This window comes from Acidovorax soli (assembly GCF_014207955.1).
Classification (GTDB): Bacteria; Pseudomonadota; Gammaproteobacteria; order Burkholderiales; family Burkholderiaceae_C; genus Acidovorax; species Acidovorax soli_A.
On record NZ_JACHLK010000010.1, the window covers coordinates 71,312 to 91,622 of the forward strand.

General features: G+C 68.2%; 22 protein-coding genes. 18 read left to right on the top strand and 4 right to left on the bottom strand.

Annotation, left to right across the window (positions count from 1 at the left end; genetic code table 11):
• Positions 1-28: 28 nt before the first annotated feature.
• The 15 genes from HNP48_RS22745 to HNP48_RS22815 all read left to right on the top strand — a co-directional run bounded on the left by HNP48_RS22745 (position 29) and on the right by HNP48_RS22815 (position 12,841).
• Complete coding sequence (locus tag HNP48_RS22745) at positions 29-700, top strand: amino acid ABC transporter permease (RefSeq protein WP_184861386.1); 672 nt, start codon at positions 29-31, stop codon at positions 698-700.
• A gap of 12 nt (positions 701-712) precedes the next feature.
• Positions 713-1,366: an amino acid ABC transporter permease gene (locus HNP48_RS22750; RefSeq protein ID WP_184861387.1), complete on the top strand. Its 654-nt coding sequence runs from the start codon at positions 713-715 to the stop codon at positions 1,364-1,366.
• Between the two features lie 56 nt (positions 1,367-1,422).
• The gene (locus HNP48_RS22755; RefSeq protein WP_184861388.1) at positions 1,423-2,229 is read left to right on the top strand and encodes a transporter substrate-binding domain-containing protein; all 807 of its coding nucleotides are present in this window, start codon (positions 1,423-1,425) and stop codon (positions 2,227-2,229) included.
• 142 nt (positions 2,230-2,371) lie between these two features.
• Positions 2,372-3,148 carry an amino acid ABC transporter ATP-binding protein gene (locus tag HNP48_RS22760; protein ID WP_184861389.1) on the top strand — a complete coding sequence of 259 codons (777 nt, stop codon included), beginning with the start codon at positions 2,372-2,374 and terminating at the stop codon, positions 3,146-3,148.
• A complete protein-coding gene (locus HNP48_RS22765) occupies positions 3,145-3,888 on the top strand; it encodes a sugar phosphate isomerase/epimerase (protein ID WP_184861390.1) in 744 nt (247 codons plus the stop codon). Before HNP48_RS22760 ends, HNP48_RS22765 begins: the two co-directional genes overlap by 4 nt.
• Positions 3,885-4,847 (top strand): sugar kinase, encoded by a 963-nt coding sequence (locus HNP48_RS22770; RefSeq protein ID WP_184861391.1) that lies wholly within the window; start codon positions 3,885-3,887, stop codon positions 4,845-4,847. Before HNP48_RS22765 ends, HNP48_RS22770 begins: the two co-directional genes overlap by 4 nt.
• Entirely contained in the window at positions 4,844-5,833 is a 990-nt protein-coding gene (locus tag HNP48_RS22775) for a D-glycerate dehydrogenase (protein WP_184861393.1), read from the top strand. The genes HNP48_RS22770 and HNP48_RS22775 overlap by 4 nt, the downstream gene beginning before the upstream one ends.
• Complete coding sequence (locus HNP48_RS22780; protein ID WP_221480314.1) at positions 5,830-6,942, top strand: LacI family DNA-binding transcriptional regulator; 1,113 nt, start codon at positions 5,830-5,832, stop codon at positions 6,940-6,942. The genes HNP48_RS22775 and HNP48_RS22780 overlap by 4 nt, the downstream gene beginning before the upstream one ends.
• 94 nt (positions 6,943-7,036) lie before the next feature.
• A complete protein-coding gene (locus tag HNP48_RS22785) occupies positions 7,037-7,792 on the top strand; it encodes an HAD-IA family hydrolase (protein WP_184861395.1) in 756 nt (251 codons plus the stop codon).
• Positions 7,793-7,866: 74 nt separating this feature from the next.
• Positions 7,867-8,712, top strand: coding sequence for a DUF2189 domain-containing protein (locus HNP48_RS22790; protein ID WP_184861397.1), 846 nt, complete (start codon positions 7,867-7,869; stop codon positions 8,710-8,712).
• On the top strand, positions 8,709-8,921 hold the full coding sequence (locus HNP48_RS22795; protein ID WP_184861399.1) for a DUF2788 domain-containing protein: 213 nt from the start codon (positions 8,709-8,711) through the stop codon (positions 8,919-8,921). Before HNP48_RS22790 ends, HNP48_RS22795 begins: the two co-directional genes overlap by 4 nt.
• Before the next feature lie 60 nt (positions 8,922-8,981).
• Positions 8,982-10,493 carry a M14 family metallopeptidase gene (locus tag HNP48_RS22800; RefSeq protein ID WP_184861401.1) on the top strand — a complete coding sequence of 504 codons (1,512 nt, stop codon included), beginning with the start codon at positions 8,982-8,984 and terminating at the stop codon, positions 10,491-10,493.
• A 70-nt stretch (positions 10,494-10,563) separates the two neighbouring features.
• On the top strand, positions 10,564-11,745 hold the full coding sequence (locus HNP48_RS22805; RefSeq protein WP_184861403.1) for an ATP-binding protein: 1,182 nt from the start codon (positions 10,564-10,566) through the stop codon (positions 11,743-11,745).
• Between the two features lie 30 nt (positions 11,746-11,775).
• Positions 11,776-12,492, top strand: coding sequence for a hypothetical protein (locus tag HNP48_RS22810; protein WP_184861405.1), 717 nt, complete (start codon positions 11,776-11,778; stop codon positions 12,490-12,492).
• A gap of 28 nt (positions 12,493-12,520) precedes the next feature.
• Entirely contained in the window at positions 12,521-12,841 is a 321-nt protein-coding gene (locus tag HNP48_RS22815; RefSeq protein WP_184861407.1) for a hypothetical protein, read from the top strand.
• A 58-nt stretch (positions 12,842-12,899) separates the two neighbouring features.
• On the opposite strand, the gene HNP48_RS22820 is transcribed toward HNP48_RS22815, so the two are convergent.
• Together HNP48_RS22820 and HNP48_RS22825 are read right to left on the bottom strand one after the other, a co-directional pair.
• A complete protein-coding gene (locus HNP48_RS22820; RefSeq protein WP_184861409.1) occupies positions 12,900-13,616 on the bottom strand; it encodes a DUF899 family protein in 717 nt (238 codons plus the stop codon).
• A 131-nt stretch (positions 13,617-13,747) separates the two neighbouring features.
• Positions 13,748-14,281 (bottom strand): hypothetical protein, encoded by a 534-nt coding sequence (locus tag HNP48_RS22825; protein ID WP_184861411.1) that lies wholly within the window; start codon positions 14,279-14,281, stop codon positions 13,748-13,750.
• Positions 14,282-14,655: 374 nt separating this feature from the next.
• Here HNP48_RS22825 and HNP48_RS22830 point away from each other — a divergent pair, with 374 nt between their 5' ends.
• The 3 genes from HNP48_RS22830 (at position 14,656) to HNP48_RS22840 (ending at position 17,547) form a co-directional block, all read left to right on the top strand.
• Positions 14,656-14,895: a hypothetical protein gene (locus HNP48_RS22830; protein ID WP_260420342.1), complete on the top strand. Its 240-nt coding sequence runs from the start codon at positions 14,656-14,658 to the stop codon at positions 14,893-14,895.
• Positions 14,896-15,064: 169 nt separating this feature from the next.
• Positions 15,065-16,570 (top strand): serine protease, encoded by a 1,506-nt coding sequence (locus HNP48_RS22835; RefSeq protein ID WP_184861415.1) that lies wholly within the window; start codon positions 15,065-15,067, stop codon positions 16,568-16,570.
• On the top strand, positions 16,567-17,547 hold the full coding sequence (locus HNP48_RS22840) for an FHA domain-containing protein (protein ID WP_184861418.1): 981 nt from the start codon (positions 16,567-16,569) through the stop codon (positions 17,545-17,547). The genes HNP48_RS22835 and HNP48_RS22840 overlap by 4 nt, the downstream gene beginning before the upstream one ends.
• 26 nt (positions 17,548-17,573) lie before the next feature.
• Here HNP48_RS22840 and HNP48_RS22845 read toward each other — a convergent pair whose 3' ends face one another.
• Together HNP48_RS22845 and HNP48_RS22850 are read right to left on the bottom strand one after the other, a co-directional pair.
• On the bottom strand, positions 17,574-18,590 hold the full coding sequence (locus HNP48_RS22845) for a tripartite tricarboxylate transporter substrate-binding protein (RefSeq protein ID WP_260420343.1): 1,017 nt from the start codon (positions 18,588-18,590) through the stop codon (positions 17,574-17,576).
• Positions 18,591-18,598: 8 nt separating this feature from the next.
• Entirely contained in the window at positions 18,599-20,059 is a 1,461-nt protein-coding gene (locus HNP48_RS22850; RefSeq protein WP_184861422.1) for a sensor histidine kinase, read from the bottom strand.
• Between the last annotated feature and the right edge of the window lie 252 nt (positions 20,060-20,311).

Below are 20,311 nucleotides of genomic sequence, written 5' to 3' on the forward strand. Positions count from 1 at the left end.
TCTGAAACCGGTTTCATAGACTGGCGCCGTGAACTACCAATTCCAGTTCGAATCCGTTTTTGCCGCCTGGCCCCTGCTGCTCAAGGGCACCTGGATCACCGTGCAGCTCTCGCTCACCGCCACGGTGCTGGGACTGGTGGTGGCCATTGCCTGCGCCTGGGGCAAGACCTCGGGGCCAGCCTGGCTGCGCTTTTGCATCAATGCCTACATCGAGCTGATCCGCAACACGCCGTTCATCGTCCAGCTGTTCTTCTTTTTCTTTGCTTTGCCGGCCATCGGCCTGCGCTGGTCGCCCTACACGGCGGCGCTGACAGCCATGGTGGTGAACCTGGGCGCCTATGCGGCCGAGATCGTGCGCGCGGGCATCGAGTCCATACCCAAGGGGCAGATCGAGGCGGGCAGGGCGCTTAACCTCAAGCCCTGGGACATCTTTCGCTTCATCGTGCTCAAGCCCGCGCTCAAGGCCATCTACCCGGCGCTCACCAGCCAGTTCATCTTGCTGATGCTCAGCTCCGCCGTGGTGTCGGTGATCTCGGCCGACGATCTGACCTCGGTGGCGGCCAACCTGCAGTCGCAGACCTTCCGCAGCTTCGAGATCTACATCGTGGTGGCCGCCATCTACCTGGCGCTGGCCGTGTCGTTCTCTGCGCTGTTCAAGCTGATCTACCGGCGCACGCTGCACTACCCCGACCGCCGCTGAGGACAGTCCACCATGCGCACCTTTGGAGTTTCCGAGTTCTGGTTCATCGTGCAGGCCGCGCAGTGGACGCTGGCGCTGTCGGCCATGGCCTTCGTGGGCGGCTCGCTGCTGGGCCTGCTGGTGGCGCTGGCGCGCACGTCGGAGAACGCCGCCGCGCGCTGGTGTTCCAGCCTGTTCATCCAGGTGTTCCAGGGAACGCCGCTGTTGTTGCAGCTGTTCCTGATCTTCTTTGGCGCGCCGGTGCTGGGCCTGGATATCAACCCCTGGCTGGCCGCAGGCATTGCGCTGGTGCTCAACAGCGCTGCTTTTCTGGGCGAGATCTGGCGCGGCTGCATCGAGGCCATCCCGCGCGGGCAGTGGGAGGCGGCGCAGGCGCTCAACCTCAACTACGTATCGCGCATGCGCTTCGTGGTGCTGCCCCAGGCCTTCAAGATCGCGCTGCCGCCCACCGTGGGCTATGTGGTGCAGATCATCAAGGGCACCTCGCTGGCCGCCATCATCGGCTTCACCGAGATCACGCGCGCCGGCCAGATCATCAACAACGCCACCTTCCAGCCCCTGCAGGTGTTCAGCACCGTGGCGGCGCTGTATTTCATCATCTGCTGGCCGCTGTCGCTGCTGGCCGCGCGCATGGAGCGCAAGCGCGCCCGGGCGCTGGCGCGGTGATGGCCTCCCTTTCTTCGTCGAGCGCGCATCCCACACCAACCCACAGGAGACATGCCATGACTTTCTCGCTCTATCGCCGCACCACCACCGCTGCCCTGGCGGCCCTGGGCCTGGGCGCCCTGCTCACCGCCTTTGCGCCGCTGGCGTCCGCGCAGAGCGTGGCCGACCTCAAGAAAAAGGGCGAGATCACCATCGGCATGCTGGTGGACTTTCCGCCCTACGGCACGACCAACGCGCAGAACCAGCCCGACGGCTACGACGCCGACGTGGCCAAGCTGCTGGCCAAGGACCTGGGCGTCAAGGTCAACCTCGTGCCCGTCACCGGCCCCAACCGCATTCCCTTTCTGCTGACCAACAAGGTGGACGTGCTGGTGGCGTCGCTGGCCATCACGCCCGAGCGCGCCAAACAGGTGCAGTTCTCGCAGCCCTACGCGGCCGCCACCATCGTGCTGTACGGCAAGACGGGCAGCACCATCAAGAGCGCGGCCGACCTCAAGGGCGTGCGCGTGGGCGTGGCCCGCGCCAGCACGCAGGATGTGGCTGTGACCAAGGCCGCACCCGAGGGCACGGAGATCCGCCGCTTCGACGACGATGCCTCGGCCATGCAGGCACTGATCTCGGGCCAGGTCGATGCCATCGGCTGCTCGGTCACCGTGGCGGCCCAGATCGCCAAGCGCGTGCCGGCCAACACCTTCGAGAACAAGTTCAACCTGCTGCAGCAGGCCATGGGCATCGCCATGCGCCCGGGCCAGGAAGAGCTGCACAAGTCCATGGACGAGTTCGTCGCGCGCAACACGGCCAATGGCGAGCTGAACAAGCTGTACCGCAAGTGGCTGGAAACCGACCTGCCCAAGCTGCAGTGAGAGCGGCTAACAAAACTCTTCTGGCGTCGTTGCTGCGTCTTGTCGTACTAACCGTACTGCCTGCGACGCAGCGCCTAGCCAGAACCGCTTCGCTGAGCTTTGTTATCCGCTCTACCTACTAGGACCCCGGAGATTCATTCCCATGACGGACGCAGTCACGAGCACCCCCGGCACACCGCCGATCATCCGCATGGAGGGGGTCAACAAGTGGTATGACAGTTTTCAGGTGCTGACCGACATCGACCTGTCGGTGCGCGCCGGCGAGCGCATCGTGATCTGCGGCCCCTCGGGCTCGGGCAAGTCCACCCTGATCCGCTGCATCAACCGGCTGGAGGCGGTGCAAAAGGGCCGCATCGAGGTGGATGGCATCGACCTCACGGCCGGCGGCAAGAACGTGGACGCCGTGCGCGCCGAGGTGGGCATGGTGTTCCAGCAGTTCAACCTGTTCCCGCACCTGACCATTCTGGAGAACTGCACGCTGGCGCCCATGCGCTCGCGCGGCATGGGCCGGGCCGAGGCCGAAGAGGTGGCGATGAAGTACCTCACGCGCGTGCGCATTCCCGAGCAGGCGCACAAGCACCCGAGCCAGCTGTCGGGCGGGCAGCAGCAGCGCGTGGCGATTGCGCGCGCCCTGTGCATGGCCCCCAAGGTGATGCTGTTCGACGAACCCACCTCGGCCCTGGACCCCGAAATGGTCAAGGAGGTGCTGGACACCATGATAGCCCTGGCCGAGGACGGCATGACCATGCTGTGCGTGACCCACGAGATGGGCTTTGCCCGCAGCGTGGCAGACCGCGTGATCTTCATGGCCGACGGGAAGATCCTGGAGCAGGCGCCGCCGGCCGAGTTCTTCGGCAACCCGCAGCACGAGAAAACGCGCCAGTTCCTGGGCCAGATCCTCACATCCCACAACGCATGAAGCTCCTGATTTCCTTGTCTTCCTTCGGCGCGGCCGAAGTGGGGCGCCATGGTCAGCTGTGGTGCACCGAACTGAGTCGCGAGGCCGGCGCCGATGGCGTCGAGGTGCGCGGCGAGATGCTGCGTGACCCCGTGAACGAGCTGGCCGCACTGGCGGGCCGGGCGGCGGTGTTCTCCAGCCCCGAGGGGCTGTGGACGGCGGACGGCGCGCTCGACGAAGCTGCCCTGGCGCGCGGCATGTCGGCGGCCCGCGTGCTGGGTGCGCCACGGCTGAAGATGGCCATCGGCGGCTTTGGCACGGCATCGCAGGGCTCGCTGGCGCGGCTCAGGGAGCTGCTGGTGGGCGGGCCGGTCGAGCTGGTGATCGAGAACGACCAGACCGCCACGGCCGGCACGCTGGCGGCGATGCAGGCCTTTTTTGACGCACAGGAGCGTGCCGGGCTGGACCTGGGCATGACCTTCGACATGGGCAACTGGCACTGGCAGGGAGAATGCCCGCTGCAGGCCGCGCAGGCCCTGGCGCACCGTGTGCGCTATGTGCATTGCAAGGGCGTGCAGCGCCTGCCAGGCAAGTGGGTGGCGGTGCCGCTCGCCGATTCGGTGGCGCCCTGGCGCGCCATTCTGCGGGCCTTGCCTGCCGATGTGCCGCATGCCATCGAGTACCCGCTGATTGGTGACGATCTGGTGGCGGTGACGCGCGCGCAACTGGCCGTGATCCGAGATGCACGGAGGCAGGCATGAGCAGCGCAGCACCAGAAACCGCCTTTGACGTGGCGCTGTTCGGCGAGGCCATGCTGCTGCTGGTGGCCAACGAGCCCGGGCCGCTGGAGCATGCCACGGGTTTCCACAAGCGCACGGCCGGGGCCGAGACCAATGTCGCCATCGGCCTGGCGCGCCTGGGCCTGAAGGTGGGCTGGGCCAGCCGCCTCGGCACCGATTCCATGGGCCGATCGCTGCTGGCCACCATGCAGGCCGAGGGCATCGACTGCTCGCACGTGACCTGCGATGCCACGCAGCGCACGGGTTTCCAGTTCAAGGAGCGCGTGACCGATGGGCGCGACCCCAAGGTGGAATACCACCGCAAGGGCTCGGCCGCGTCCCAGATGGGCCCGGCCGATGTGGACGAGCCCTGGCTGCGCAGTGCGCGCCACCTGCATGCCACAGGCGTGTTCGCGGCCATTTCCGAGACCAGCCTGCAGGCGGCACTGCGCACGCTGGAGGTGATGCGCGCCGCGGGCCGCACGATCTCGTTCGACCCCAACCTGCGGCCCACGCTGTGGTCCTCGCCCGAGGTGATGCGGCACTGGATCAACGAACTTTCGCGCTCTGCCGACTGGGTGCTGCCGGGCATGGAAGAGGGCGTGTTCCTCACGGGCGAGACCACGCCGGAGGGCGTGGCCAGGTTTTACCGGGAGCGGGGCGCCAAACTGGTGGTCGTGAAGCTCGGTGCGCAGGGCGCGTACTTCGACAGCGACGTGGCAGGCACCGGCCATGTGGCCGGATTTCCCGTGGCCGAGGTGGTGGACACCGTGGGCGCGGGCGATGGCTTTGCCGTGGGTGTGGTCAGCGCCCTGCTGGCCGGCCGCAGCGTGCCCGAAGCAGTGCGCCGCGGCGCCTGGATCGGCGCGCGCGCAGTGCAGGTGCTGGGTGACACGGAAGGATTGCCCACGCGCGCAGAGCTGGAGCAGGCCGGCCTATGACGACCCGCAAGCAGGTGCTGGTGTTCCGCGACCTGCCGCCGGACCAGTTGGCCCGCCTGCAGGCAGTGCATGAAGTGACCGTGGCCGACCCGCGCAAGCCAGCGCAGCGCGCGGCCTTCGATGCCGCGCTGGCCGGAGCCCATGGACTGATCGGCGCGAGCTTTCCCATCACCGCCGAGCTGCTGGCGCATGCGCCGCAGCTGCAGGCCATCTCCAGCATCTCGGTGGGGGTGGACAACTACGACCTGCAGGTCCTGCAGGCCCGCGGCATCGTGCTGTGCCACACGCCGGGCGTGCTCGACGAGACCGTGGCAGACACCGTGTTCGCGTTGATCCTGGCCACCTGCCGCCGGGTGGTGGAGCTGTCGCAGATGGTGCGCGAGGGCCGGTGGAGCGGCAACATCGGCGAAGAGCTGTTCGGCCACGATGTGCATGGCAAGACCCTGGGCCTGCTGGGCTTTGGCCGCATCGGCCAGGCCGTGGCACGCCGCGCGGCGTTGGGCTTTGGCATGCCCGTGCTGTACCACGCGCGCCGCGCAGTGGACCTGGCGGTGCAGGCACCCACGCTGCTGGGCCGGGCCGAGCATGTGCCGTTCGGTAACCTGCTGGCGCGTGCGGACATCGTGGTGGCACTGCTGCCGCTGTCGGACAGCACGCGCGGCCTGGTGGATGCGCGGGCCTTTTCGGCCATGAAGCCGGGCGCCATCTTCGTCAATGCCGGGCGCGGCGCCACGGTGGTCGAGGACCACCTGCTCGCCGCACTCGACCACGGCACGCTGCGTGCCGCGGGGCTCGACGTGTTTGCCACCGAGCCGCTGCCGTTGGCCTCGCCCCTGCGCACGCACCCGCGTGTGACGCCGCTGCCGCACATCGGCTCGGCCACGCATGGAACGCGCCACGCCATGGCCCGGCTGGCGGTGACCAACCTGCTGCAGGCGCTGGCCGGCGAAACGCCCCCTGCGGTGTACCGGACAATCGGCGCATGAGCAGCAGTCGCAGCAAGCCGCGCGCACCCACCGCCAAGGCGCCCGCCGCCGTCCCTGCCGATACGGCCAGCCGTGATCGGCCCACCATTGCCGACGTGGCGGCCGCGGCCGGTGTGTCCAAGGCGACGGTCTCGCGCTTTTTCAACCACCGCGAGCGCCTGCTCAGCCCCGACATCGCGTCCCGGGTGGAAGCCGCCATTGCCCAGCTCGGCTATGTGCCTAGCCCCATGGCGCAGGCGCTCAGCCATGGGCGCTCGCGCCTGATCGGCCTGGTGGTGGCCGACATCACCAACCCGTTCTCGGTGGCCGTGCTGCGCGGGGCCGAGGAGGCCTGCCAGGAGGCCGGCTACCTGGTGATGCTGTTCAACCTGGGCAATGACCGCGAGCGCGAGCGCAGCGCCATCGATGCCCTGGCGAGCTACCAGGTGGACGGCTTCATCCTCAACACCCAGGGGCCGGAAGACGGCCAGTCCGATCTGGGCTCGCTGCATGGCCGGCCGGCGGTGCTGGTGGACCGCCGGCATGCGGGCCTGGAGGCCGACTTCGTGTCGCTGGACAACCGCGCGGCCATGCATACGGCCTGCACGCACCTGATCGACGGGGGCTGGAGCGAGCTGCTCTACCTCACCCAGCCGCTGGCCGGCGTGAGCTCGCGCCTGGAGCGGGCGGCCGCGTTCTCGCAGTGTGTGGCGTCGCACGGGCCGGGCGTGCAAGGCCGGGTGGTGGAATTGCGGGATGCGTCGGACGAGGTGCTGGATGCCGCGCTGCGCGCGCTGGGAAAGAAGCGGGCGAAGGGGGCACGCGGTGCCGTGGTCTCCGGCAATTCCGTGGTCACCTTGCGGGTGGCGGCGGCCATGGCGCGGCTTGGCTGGTCCTTTGGCGCCGACATCGGCTTTGTGGGTTTCGACGACCCCGAATGGGCCCCCCTGATCGGCCCGGGCCTCACCACGGTGGCCCAGCCCACGGGCGACATCGGCCGCTGCGCGGCGCAGTGCCTCATCGAGCGCATGCAGGGGCTGCAGGCCCCTGCGCGCGAGCGGCTGCTGCCGGGCCGGCTGGTGGTGCGGGGCTCGTCCGTGGCGCTAGTCGCCGCCAAGAAACCCGCCTGACGCTGCGGCCGGGCTGCTGCGGTATCCTTGGCGGCAGCCGGCCGACTGGCTGCAGGCCGGGCTCCCCGGCCACCAATTCCCTGTGTGCCCTGCCATGTCTGCTCCTGCCCCCCTTTCTCTGGACACCTCGCGCATCCGCGCCATCACCATCGACCTGGACGACACGCTGTGGCCGATCTGGCCCACCATCGCCCGGGCCGAGGCCGTGCTGCTGCAGTGGCTGACCGACCATGCGCCCGCCACGGCCGCGCTGTTCTCGAGCACCGAGTCGCTGCGCGCCATCCGCAACCAGATGGTGGAGCTCAGGCCCGACCTGATGCACGACCTGAGCGCGCTGCGCCGCGAGTCCATCCGCCTGGCGCTCACGCAGGCCGGTGATGAGCCCGACCTGGCCGAGCCCGCGTTTGACCTGTTCTTTGCCGAGCGCCAGCGCGTGGAGCTGTTTGCCGATGCGCACGACACGCTGGCCTTTCTGGCCGCGCGCTACCCGGTGGTGGCCCTGTCCAACGGCAATGCCGACGTGCACCGCATCGGCATCGGCCACTATTTCAAGGCCAGCCTCAGCGCCACGGTGCTGGGCATTGCCAAGCCCGATGTGCGCATCTTTCACGCTGCGGCCAGTGCCGCGCAGGTGCAGCCGCACGAGGTGCTGCATGTGGGCGACGATGCCGCGCTGGACGTGCAGGGGGCGCTGGCCGCCGGCATGCAGGCCATTTGGCTCAACACGCCCGAGCACCCTTGGGCCCACGACAAGCATGGAACGCCGCCGCACGCCACGGTGGCCAACCTCACGGCCATCCGTGAGCTGCTCCAGGCCATCCCCGAGGCGTTGGTACAGCCCCGCCGCTGAGCATTGGCTGCTGCGGCATTTTCTTGCCGTAGATCAAGGCGCGCAGCACAGCGGCGCGCGAGACTTGGGCCACCATGCGCCCCAAGCCCCCTCCCACCCTGCCGCCCGTGCGCACCATCGGGCCGATGCAGCCCCTGGCCTGGCTGGCCCTGGCCTGGCGCGACATGGTGCGCACCGGCGGGCTGAGCTTTGCGCACGGCCTGGCGGTGGCGCTGTTCGGCGGCCTGCTGCTGGCCGTGGCGCACCACCATTTCGGACTGCTGGTGGGAGCCCTGTCAGGCTTTCTGGTGGTGGCGCCGATGCTGGCCACCAGCCTGTATGCGCTGAGCCGTGCGCTGGAGCGTGGCGAGCCCGCCAATGCGGCCCTGGTGCGCCGCACCTGGCTCGACTGGCAGCACAGCCACCCCGCCAAGTGGGGCGACCACGATTACTGGTGCCTGGTGCAGTTCGGCGCGCTGCTGGCGCTGGCGGCCACGGGCTGGGTGCTCACTTCGGCGGCGCTCATCACCTTGCTGGCGCCGCTGCCCGTGCGCACTCCGCTCGACTTCATGCACCATGTGGTGCTTGCGCCCGATGGCCGGTTGTTCGCGCTGTGGCTGGCGCTGGGCAGCCTGCTGGCCGCGCCCATCTTCGCCTCCAGCGTGGTGGCCATGCCGCTGCTGCTGGACCGCCGCGCCACGCTGCGCCAGGCGGTGCTCACGAGCTGGCAGGCGGTGCTGGCCAACCCCTTGCCGATGGCGCTGTGGGCGGCGCTGATCCTGGGCTTCACCTTGCTGGGCCTGGCTTCGCTGCTGCTCGGGCTGATCGCCGTGCTGCCCATGCTGGGCCATGCGAGCTGGCATGCCTACCGCGACCTGGTCGATGCCTCGGGCCTGCCGGAGCGCGGTGGTGGTGCGGGTGGGGTGGGGCGGCGGCCATGATCTTCGGCTTTACCGAGGCGCAGCTCTCGGGCTTTTTCCTCACCTGGGGCGTGGGCGCCTTCATCGTCTACATGCTGTTCATCATTGGCCAGTTGGCCTGGGAGTCCAAGGCCGGGCGCTTCGGCACTTTTGTGCTGTTCCTGGGGCTGGGGGTGGGCTTCATCGGCTTCATCGCCAAGGTGCTGATCCAATGGTGGCTGGAGCGGTGAGACCGTTTGCGACAAAGTGGTGATGGTGCGGTGGGGCGAACAGGTTCTAAGATCCGCCCCATGTCCTTACCCACGACCACCCCATTGCTCACCCGTGCCGAAACCAGCGGCTACACCGAGACCTCCACCCACGCCGATGTGATGGCCTATGTCCAGGGCCTGGCGGCGCTGGGCGACCCGCGCCTGCACATCACCGACTTCGGCAGCTCGCCCGAGGGGCGTGCCTTGCCACTGCTGGTGCTGTCGGCCCAAGGCCACCACACGCCCGAGGCCGCGCAGGCCAGCGGCCTGCCCGTGGTGCTGATGCTGTGCGGCATCCATGCCGGCGAGGTCGAAGGCAAGGAGGGCGTGCTCATGCTGGTGCGCAACCTGCTGTGCGGCGAGCATGGCGACGAGCTGCTGGCGCGCTGCATCCTGCTCGTGGTACCGCTGTTCAACCCCGACGGCAACGACCGCATGAGCGCCGACAACCGCCCGCTGGACATCGCCCACCTGCGCGGGCAGGACGGCCCCACCCTGGTGGGCACGCGCACCAATGCCGCAGGCGTGAACCTCAACCGCGACTACATGCGCCAGCAGGCGCCCGAGATGCGCCTCTTGCAGCAGCGCGTGTGCCAGCCCTGGAACCCGCACCTCACGCTGGACTGCCATGCCACCAATGGCTCCATCCACCGCTTTGCGCTGACCTACGACATCCCCCACACCGAGCACACGGGCCGTGCCGAACCCGTGGCCTACATGCGCGAGCGCATGATGCCGGCCGTGCAGGCCGCGGTGAAGCGCACCGAGGGCCTGGACACCTTCTGGTACGGCAACTTCGTGCGCGACGAGGGTGGCCAGGGCCAGGGCTGGATCACCTACACCCACCACCCGCGCTTCGGCTGCAACTACCGCGGGCTGACCAACCGGCTCGACGTGCTGCTGGAGGCGTATTCGTACATCAGCTACCAGGAGCGCGTGGAGGTCACCTACGCCGTGCTGCGCGAGGCCCTGGTCTATGCCGCCGCCAACGGCCAGGAGATCGTCGACCTGCTTGCCGCCTGTGCCGAGCCGCCACAGCAAATCGCCATCCGCTACGCACTGGAGGCGGTCCCCGGCACCACGGTGGAAGTGCTCACGCGCGAGCCCTACACCCTGACCGGCGACCCTGTGAGCGTGCAGGTGCCGCACTACGCCCACTTCGTGCCCACGGCCACGGTGCAGCGCCCCTGGGCCTACGCCATGCCCCAGGCCGTGGCCGACTGGCTGCAGGGCCATGGCCTGCAGGCCACGCCCGTGGCAGCCGGTACGCAGCTGGAGGTGGAAGTGCCCGTGATGCAGCAGCCCGTGGCCGAGCCCGGCCCCGCCATCCTCGAAGCCCAGGCCAGCACCCACTGGATGGCCAGCCACCAGCGCACCCAGCGGGCCCTGCCCGAGGGCTGGTGTGTGGTGACCACCAGCCAGCGCTACGGCGCCATCGCCGTGGTGGCCTGCGAGGCCGAGAGCGACGATGGCGTGATTGCCAATGGCATCGTGGCCGAGCCGGTGGTGGGGGCGGAGTTGCCGGTGTGGCGGGTTGTTGCCCCGGTGTAGGTCCTCGGATTGGTTTTTAGGGTGATTTAGTCATTTGTACTAATTATTGATTTTGACTAAAATTGCCCAAATGGACCTCTTCCACCGCCCCGCACTGGCCGAACAGATGGCCAAACAGCTGCTGGAGCCCGGCCTGCTTGATCAGGGGCTGCGCTCGGGGCTCTTCCTGTCGGGCCTGCGCCGCACGGGCAAGACCACCTTTTTGCGCCAGGACCTGATCCCCGCGCTGGAGGCCAAGGGCGCCATCGTCATCTATGTCGACCTGTGGGCCGACACCAAGGCCGACCCGGCCACCCTGGTGCACGCGGCCATCCGCCGCGCGCTGGCCGACCTGCAGTCGCCGGGCTCGGGCGTGCTGGGCCGCCTGGCGCGGCTCAAGGGGATTGACGTGGGGGCGGCGGGCTTCAAGTTCGGTTTTCAGCTGAACGACGTGGGCGCCAAGGGCGGGGTCACGCTGGCCGAGGCGCTGACCGAGGTGATCGAGCTGGCCCGCACCGACCTGGTCCTGATCGTCGACGAGGTGCAGCAGGCCCTGGCGGGCGACGATGGCGCGCAGATGCTGCTGGCCATCAAGGCCGCGCGCGATGCCATCAATCCGCGGCCGGACACGCCGGGGCATTTTCTTTTCATCGGCACAGGCTCGCACCGCGCGCAGGTGGTGGGCATGACACTGCAGGGCAAGCATGCCTTTGCCGGTGCCACCTCGGTCGAATACCCCACGCTCGATGGCGACTACGTGGCCTACGTGCTGCAGGGCATTGCCGAGGAGGGCGCCCCCGTGCTGCCCAGCCTGCCCGTGGCGACTGCCGCCTTCAACCTGCTGGGCCGCCGGCCCGAAGAACTGATACGCGCGCTGCGCCAGCTGCAGCGCGAAGACCCGGCCGAGGCCGACCGCCTGCTCCCCGTGATCGCCGCGACGCTCAAGGGCGCGGCGGCCGATGTGGAGCTGCGCAAGCTCGAAGACCTGGGTGTGCTGGCCGGCGCCATCTTCGACCGCGTGGCACGCGTGGAGGGCGACGCCAGCGGCCTGTTCACCACCGAGGCCCTGGCCGAGTACACCGCCACCGTGGGCCGCGAGGTCACGGCCGACCAGGTGCAGCGCGTGTCGGAAGAACTGCGCGATGCCAACCTCATCGTGCGCAAGGGGCATGGCACCTATGCGGTGACGGATCCGTTTGTGCAGCAGGCGTGGCGGGAGCGCAAGGCGCTGGCGGGGCCAGTGCCCAAATCCATTGATGCTGGGCAGGGCTGAGGGCCGAAGAAACGAGAGCCCAGGATGTCCATGAGACAAGCAGACCTGATCGCCAGGATGCATGCGGAAGGTCACACCATCGTGGAAACCATCAAGGCGGTGCGAAAGCAATTCAGCCTGTCGCTGGGAGAAGCCAAGATCCAGGTGTCGAACCATCCCGCCTGGGTCGACGTCGTAAGGGCTGCGGAACCCTTGCATGATGCGCTTGAACGCGCGGCAGCCTGGGAGGCATTCCACGGGCTCCGCTTGGCTGAGATGGAAATCCTCAGAATCCCATGGAGCACGCTGCGGCAGGCAGGCGGTACAGCAGAACAGGTGCCCCATGCCTTGATGGACCTGCTGCATGCACCCACCCCGGAACTGGCGACCCAAGCTTATTGGAGGCTGGAGAACCAGGTGGTGGTCCAGGGACAGCTTTACCAGGCCGCAGAGCCGGTGGTGTCTGTTTTGATGGCGGCGTTGCTCGCTGAAGAGAGCCCTCGGCACGTGAGGCTTGGTGTGCTCGAATTGCTCTTCCAGATTGTGTCGGGTTCAGCGCACGACAGTGAAATTGCGCTGGGCAACAGGTGCGTAGAAGAAGTCTGCCGGGACAGGGCCAGGGAAGGCTTGTGGATTCTGTACCGGGAATGGGTGTGTGGTGAGCGTGACGCTGCCGGGGAGGTCATCAAGTTGATCGAAGACGATGGGACGCGGCTTGACGCCATCCGCAAGGTCGTCGACGCACCGGGTCACGGAAGCCAACAATGACCTGCTCGCAGTCTGCCAAGAACAGGACATGAACACCGTAAAGCCGCCTCGTTGGCCCAGCGGCGATTGCTGTGCGGTGCTCGCAAGCAAGCTGACAATGGACGAATTGCATCGGCGGCAGCCCTTGCAATTGTTTCGCGCTCAAGACGATCTGGACTGGTTCACTGGCGCCCTGCTAGATGCGCCTTCCTTGGGGCCCTTGCTCTTGATGAGACATGACGGGAATCCCGATGGACTGACGACCTTCTATGTGGATGCTCTGTGCGACGTAAAGGCTGCGCAAGCGTTTGTCATGGATCTATTTTGCTTGCGTGACGGAGAAATCGCCTGGGCTTTGGCATTGCGCTAAACATTGGCCCAGGCGGCTTGGCGGCCGATAGAGGTGGGTTCTGCCATGCTGTGGCAATTCAGTACTTCAGCTTCGGGTACCAATCCGCAGGCCGCCCTCCCGGCGTCAGATCAAGGATGGACCACAGCGACGCAATGTCCGGCGCATCGCGAGGATCCTGCCCCGGGTCGGCCATGTCCTTGGTCATCTCGCTGGCCCAGAACAGCCGTACCTGGCCGTCGCCATCGCGCTGGAACACCACCAGCGCCGGGTACTCGCTGCCATCGTCCATGAGGATGCCCAGGTCCTTGGCATAGTCGTCGCCGATGGTCTGCACGAAGTTGAGGTCGCGCCAGCCGCGTTCCTGCGCGAAGGCGTACTGGCGCTCCACGGGCGAGCGGCCCAGGATCTTGAGGGCCACGCGCTGCTGGATGTCGGCGGCATTGCCTTCGACCGCGCCGAGCCAGTTGGTGCACATGGGGCAGGGGCGTTCGCGCTGCGGGCCGTACATCCAGAAGTACGTCACCAGGGTGTGCTTGTCGCCGAACAGGTCGGCCAGGCCCACCTCGAAGCCCTGTTCGTCCTTGAAGCGGTAGTTCTTGGCGATGACCGGGCCGGGCGGCAGGGCCTGGCGCTGCGCGACCAGGCGCGTCATGTGGCGGCGGAACTCGATCTCCTCGGCCAGCAGGGCCTTGCGCGCGGCTTCGTACTCGGCGGATGCGCCGGGGAAGGGGGTCCTGGCCTTCTCGGCCAGTTGGGCCGCGGGTTTCAACGCGGATCCTGCGCTCGTGCTCATGTCGGTCTCCTGCCTGTGCCCGGCGTTGGCCGGCGGGTGCGGATGGGTAGACGCTCGACTGTGCAGGCAGGCGGGGTGCTTGCGGGTAGGAGAAATGCCCGCCTGTGCTGGTTGCTACATGCGCTCAGGCCCTATTCCCCCGCGACCGCAATCGTCTCCAGGCTCTTTCTCAGCTCTTTCTCCACCGCCGGAAAGTCGCCCTTGGTGGAGTTGAGGTTGAGCACCAGCATCCGGCCCCGGTGGGGGGTGACCAGCATGATGTTGTAGATGTCGGCCTCGCTGGCGCGCGAGGTCATCTCCAGGTAGATCCACTGCTGGCCCTGCATGTCGATGAGCTTCTTCTGCTTCCAGTCGATGCGCGGGATGACGCGGTCGAACAGGGTTTCGAAGGAGGCCTTGACCTGGGGCAGCTTGTCCTTGGTCAGGGCCTGGGGCTTGAGTTCCAGGGCAATGGTGGTGGTGCGCTGGGCATTGCCGGCCACAAAGGTCGGTGCGCGCCCCGAGGCGTACTTGGCGCCGATTTCTTCGCTCGTCAGTTCGGTGAATCCTTCGGGCGCCTTGAACGAGACACCTGCGTCGGGAATCTCGAAGGTGGCGGCCCAGGCCATGGGTGCTGTGGCTGCAGCACCGGCAGCCAGGCACAGGGTGGCGATCCAGTTTTTCATGGCGGTCTGGTGCATCACGAGCATTCAAGCCAATGGCCTGTAGGCCCCTGGCCTCCCTCCTCGTTGCACCGGTTTTTTGTGGAGACGCCAGTATCCACATGCATCGGCGTTTTGGTGGGTGGTTGCAGATTTTTACGCTTTGGTAAGTGCGCAGTAGTTCACACAAATGGGGGATTGCAGGAGCCCTCAGTGTCAACCAACAGGTCGTTGATCAGCGTGGCCAGGTGCGCGGCCCCAGATGGGCGGTATTCCGGGTGGCAGGTGGGATGCATGCGTTTTGCGATACAAACACCCCCATGTCCCTGAGTCCACCCCAGCCGCCTACCTTTAAACCCACCTTCCTCCACGTGCCTCCCGGCCCTGTGGCGGGCCCCTTGCAGTTGTCGCCCGTCAACGCCACCGTGGTGGCCGTGCACACGGCCAATGGCGCACATGTGGGCTCGCTCAAAAAGGTGGGTGGGACCTGGAAGTTCAAGGCCATGGGCTACGACGCTGCGGGAGGCATGGAGCCGGGCCACGGCCCGCTGACGGACCAGCACAACATGCAGTTCGACGCGCCCGATGCCGCCGAGGTGAGCGCCAGGTTGCTGGGCGCGTTGGGGAGTACCTTGTAAGGATAGTCAATAAGCGGCCTACCTGGGGCGGGCGCCACTGCTCGCGCTCTGCCGTGCCCCAGGCCAGGCCTGGGTGTCTGGCATGGCTGATTTGCGTGATGGGGTGCGTGGTGCGGGTGAGCTGCCCCTATGGCGTGGGTGCGGTGCAGACCGTTCATAGAATACCGCGATGCCTTTCCTTCTGACCCGTCCGCTGCGGCTTGCCGCAGCGCCCCTTCTGGTGCTGGCCTGTGCGGTGGCCTACGCCCAGAATGCCCCCCAACCTGCGACGGCTCCCAAGGCCGTGGCTGCCACCGCCAGTACGCCCGCCATTCGTGCCACCGGCGCGGCATTGCCTGCGGCACCGGCATCCCAAGCGATGCCGCCCGCTGCAGCGGGGGGCGAACCGGTGGACAGCCGTGCGGCTGCATCGGCGACAGCGGCGGTAACCGGTGCGGGTGCTGCGCCCGCGGCACCCCTGTCCCGCGATGCCCGGCGCATCTATGAGCTGTCGCGCGACAAGCTGGTGCAGATCCGCACGCTGCTGCGCAATGCCGACACCCAGGCGTCGATCGGCTCGGGGTTTTTTGTCTCTGCGGATGGCCTGATCGTCACCAACTTCCATGTGGCCAGCCAGCTGGCGCTGGAGCCCGAGCGTTACCGCGGCGTGTACGTCACGATGGAGGGGCAGGAGGGCGAGGTCGAGCTGCTGGCGTTCGATGTGCAGCGCGACCTGGCGGTGCTGCGCGCCAAGGCCCGCACCGCAGCGGCGCCGGTGCTGGGCTTTCGGCCCGCCGCAGAGCCCCTGGCACAGGGCGAGCGCATCTACTCGCTGGGCAACCCGCTGGACATCGGCTTTGCCGTCACGGAGGGCACCTACAACGGCCTGGTGCGGCGCAGCTTCTACCCGCGGATCTTCTTTGGCGGCACGCTCAACCCCGGCATGAGCGGTGGCCCCTCGGTGGACGATTCGGGGCGGGTGCTGGGCGTCAACGTGGCCAAGCGGCTCGATGGCGAGCAGGTCAGCTTCCTGATCCCCGCCGAGTTTGCAGAGGCGCTGGTGCAGCGCGCGGCCAGCGCTGAGCCCATCACGCAGCCCGCGTACGCGGAGTTGACGAGGCAATTGACAGGGCACCAGCAGGTGCTGACCGAGCGGTTTCTGAAAGATCCGTTTCGTGAGCAACGCCACGGCAACTACCGGGTGCCGGTACCCGATGACGCGCTGGCGCGGTGCTGGGGATCGGGGCGCGACCCGAACTTCCCGGGTTTGAACCTGGAACGCACGCAGTGCCAGGCCGACAGCGATGTCGTGGCCGGCGACTACAGCACCGGCACCGTGCGCCTGGGCTATGAGGCCTACAACGCCCCCACCTTGGGCGCGGCGCGGTTTGCCCGGGTGTTCTCGCAAAGCTTTGCCAACGAGCGCTTCCAGACGCGTGGCAACCGCCACCAGACGGCCGTTGAATGCAGCGAGCGTTTTGTCGACGCCGGCAGCCTGCCGCTGCGGGCGGTGGTCTGCATGTCGGCCTACCGCAAACTGCCCGGCCTGTACAACATGACCGTGCTGACGGCCTCGGTCAACCAGCCCACGCAAGGCATCCTGGGCCGCCTGGATGTGCAGGGCATCGCTTTTGACAACGGCATGAAGCTGGCCAGCCACTACCTCAAGGCGTTTCGCTGGGAGGCCGCGCCATGATGCCCACCCTCGGCCTTATCGAAGCCTTTGACCGCCACGGCGCGCTGCTGGCACGTGCCCCCATCACCCGCTGGCCCGTGACGGTGGGCCGGGGCCTGGACTGTGACCTGGTGCTGGACGATCCGTTCGTCGCGCCCGCGCACCTGCGCATCGGCCGCCTGGAAGACGCACCGCGCACGGTCCAGGTGGAGGTCCTGCACACCCGCAATGGCGCGCGCCTGCAGCGCAAGCACTACGCCCAGGGCGAGCGCTTCGACTGGCCAGGCGGCACGCCCATTGACCTGGGCCACACCCACATCGCGCTGCGCCTGGCCGATGCCCCCATCGCCGAAGAACAGGCGCTGCCCCAGTTTCCGTGGAGCATGGTGGCCACCACGGCAGCGCTCATGGTGCTGGTGCTGGCGGCGGCCTTGGGATCGGCGTGGCTGGAGGCCCGGGACGCGTCGCAGTACCTGAAGTCGGTTCCTGGCCTGTTGCTTGGCCTGCTGGCCAGCCTGGGCGTCTGGTCGGGCGCATGGGCGGTGGCCAGCAAAGTGTTCGGCGGCCAGCTTCGGTTCTGGCGCCATGTGCGCATCGCCTGCACAGCCGCCTTGGCGGTGGATGCGGTGCACTTGGTGGCGAACTTCGCGGCGTTCAGTTTCTCGCTGGAATCCTTTTCGCGGTTTGCCAATGTGCTGGTGGCGCTGCTGCTGGCGGTGGCCTTGTATGCCCACCTGTCCACGGTGCTGCCGCGCCGCCGCGTGGGTCTGGCCTGGACGCTGGCTGCGCTGGTTGCATTGGGACTGCCGTCGTGGCTGGGTGCGCAGTGGCTCAACAACATGCGCCTGTCGAACAAGCTGTACATGAGCAGCCTGTTCCCGCCAGGCCTGCGCGTGGCCCCCGCCGTGCCCGTCGACCAGTTCCTGAAAGACACCGAGTCGCTGCGCGGCAAGCTGGATCGCCGGCTGCGCGACGATGGCCAGGCGGAGGATGAATAGGAACGGGTTGCCAGTGCGACCAGGGATCAACGCGGCCAGGTGCGCAACCCCAGGTCCTGCGCCATGCGCCGGTAGTCCTGCAGGCTGCGCTGCACGAAGTCGTCGAGCGCCGCGCCCGTGCGGGCAAAGGGGTACAGGCCGTAGCGGCTGCACAGGGCCGCATAGCCCGGTGCGGCCAGGGCCTGCTCGAAGGCGCTGGTCCAGGCGCGCACGGCGGCTTCGGGGGTGTTGGCCGCCATGTACAGGCCGCGCACCGTGGGCCAGGTGAGGGCGATGCCCTGCTCGCGTGCCGTGGGCAGGCCGGCGAGCTGGCCCTGCAGGCGCTCGGGTGCGAGCACGGCCAGGATGCGCAGGGGCAGGCCCTGGGCTGCCGCCTGCAGGGCCTCGGCGGCATCACCGGTGAAGATGTCCAGGTGCCCGCCCTTCAGGGCCTTGAGTGCCTCGCCCCCGCCCTCGAAGGCGACAAAGCGCATCTTGCGGTGGTCCTGCCCGGCCGCGCGCACCAGCTGCGCGGCCTTGATCCAGTCCTGGCTGCCGATGGTGCCGCCCGCGCCGAAGACCACGCGCGCCGAGTCGCGCTGCAGTGCCGCAGTCACCTGCGCCAGGTTCTGCCAGCGGGCATCGCGGTGCACGGCGATCACGCCGTAGTCCGTGCCCAGCGTGGCGATGAAGCGCACGGCAGTCACCGGGTGGGGGCCGAAGCGGCCCTGCGCAATGTTGAGCAGCGAGCCGCTGGAGAATGCCACCAGCGTGCCCGGCCCGCCCAGCCGCCCTGTGGCCACCTGGTCGAAGGCCACGGCGCCGATGCCGCCCGGCAGAAAGCGCGTGGGCAAGGGTGTGCGGCCCGGGCGCACGGCCTGTATGGCGTCGGCCGCAAGCCCGCAGGTCAGCCCGAAGCCGCCGCCGGGTTTGGAGGGGGCGATGCACTCACCGGGGGCGGTGCTGGCATCGGCCTGTAATGTGGCCCGCGCACCGGTGGCCAGGCTGCCGAGCAGGGCCGCCAGGGCATGGCGGCGCGAGAGCGGGTCGCTGAGGACGTGCATGGGGATCGTCATGGCTTGGGCCACCAGAATATCGCCAGCAGACCTGGGCCGCCGGGCCGCGCCTCCAGCCGCAGTGCGCCCCGGTGCCGCTCGGCGATGGAGCGCGCAATCGCCAGCCCCAGGCCCGAGCCCCCGGCCGCCGCCTGCGAGCCACGCCGGTAGCGCTGGCCCAGCGCGGCCCGCTCCTCGGGCGCCATGCCGGGGCCGTTGTCCTCCACGTTCACGCTCCAGCCCAGGGCATCGCCCGCGGCCGACAGGGTGATGGTGCCGTGCGCGGGCGTGTAGGCAATGGCGTTGGCCGCAAGGTTGGTGACGGCCTCGCGCAGCAGGCCGCTGTCGGCCACGGCCATGAACTCGGGTGCGGTGGCGGCGTTGGGGGTGTGGATGCCGAAGTCGATCTGCTTGGCGCGCGCCTGGGGCAGCAGCTCCAGCGCCACGCTGCGCAGCAGGGCGGCCAGATCGAAAGGGGCGTACTCCACGGCGGCGGTGTCGCTGCGCCCCAGGGCCAGCAGCTGCTGCGTGCTGCGCGTGGCGCGCGCGATCTCGCCGCCGATGGCGGCCAGGGCGTCCTGCACCTGCATGGGGTCGGGTTCGCGGCGTGCGTAGTCGATCTGCATCTGCAGCGTGGTCAGGTGCGTGCGCAGCTGGTGCGAGGCATCGTCCAGAAACTGCCGCTGCTGCGCCACCAGGGCCTGGGTGCGCGCCATCTGTTCGTTGACGGCGGCCACCAGCGGGCGGATGTCGGCGGGCAGGTCGGTGTCGGCAATGGGCGTCATGTCGTCGGGGCTGCGCTCCTGCACGCCGCGCGCCAGGCGCGACAGCGGGCGCAACGCAATGGCCAGCGTGGCCGCAGCGCCCAGCACCATGAGGGCCAGCACCAGGCCATCGCGCAGGGCCGCACGCTGCACGAAGCGGCGCGTGAACTCCTGGCGCGACTGGGTGCTCTCGGCCACCTGCACGAGCACGCTGCCGGGCTGTCCCTCGGTGGTGGCCGGTATGGCGCGGTCGGCGATATCGACGGTGCGCCGGTAGGCGGCCAGCCGCACCGATTCACCGAAATACTCCGCATCGTAGAAGCGCGGCACGCCCGGCTCCAGGGGGCCTGGGGGCAGGGGCAGGTCGGCGTTGCCCAGCTCCACCAGGCCATCGGAAGACGCGACGCGGAAGTACACGTGGCCGCTGGCGGTGAGCTCGAAGAATTCGAGCATGGTGTAGGGGAGTTCGGCGGACAGGCCGCCGGAGGCGGTGGAGATGTTGGCGTCTATGGATTTGAGGGCTCCCAGGAGGGAGCGGTCGTAGGCGGCGTTGGCGGCTTCGAGGGCGTCGTGCCTTGTCATCCACAGTTCTACGCTGGTGACCAGGGTGAGGGTGGGGAGGAGGAGGAGGGCCAGGAGGCGCCAGAGGCTGGTGCGGCGCAGTCTGGTCCAGGGGCTGCCGGGGCCTGTGCGGGGCGGTGTTGTGGGCGCCATCTCAGTTGCCCCTGGATGGTTTGGAGGATGGCTCTGCGAGTGGTTGCTCTGTACCTTTGCGGTGGGCGGGAGCCGGGATGTGCGCCCGGCGGCGCAGTAACTTTCTTTTGCTTCGCCAAAAGAAAGTCACCAAAGAAAAGGCGACCCCGCTGTCAGCGTCCCCCATCGCCCGGAGGGCGATGGGGGCAACCTGCGATGCTCGGATCTGGGGTGGTGCCGCAGAACTCGCTGCGTTCTGCGAACTCCGCTCAA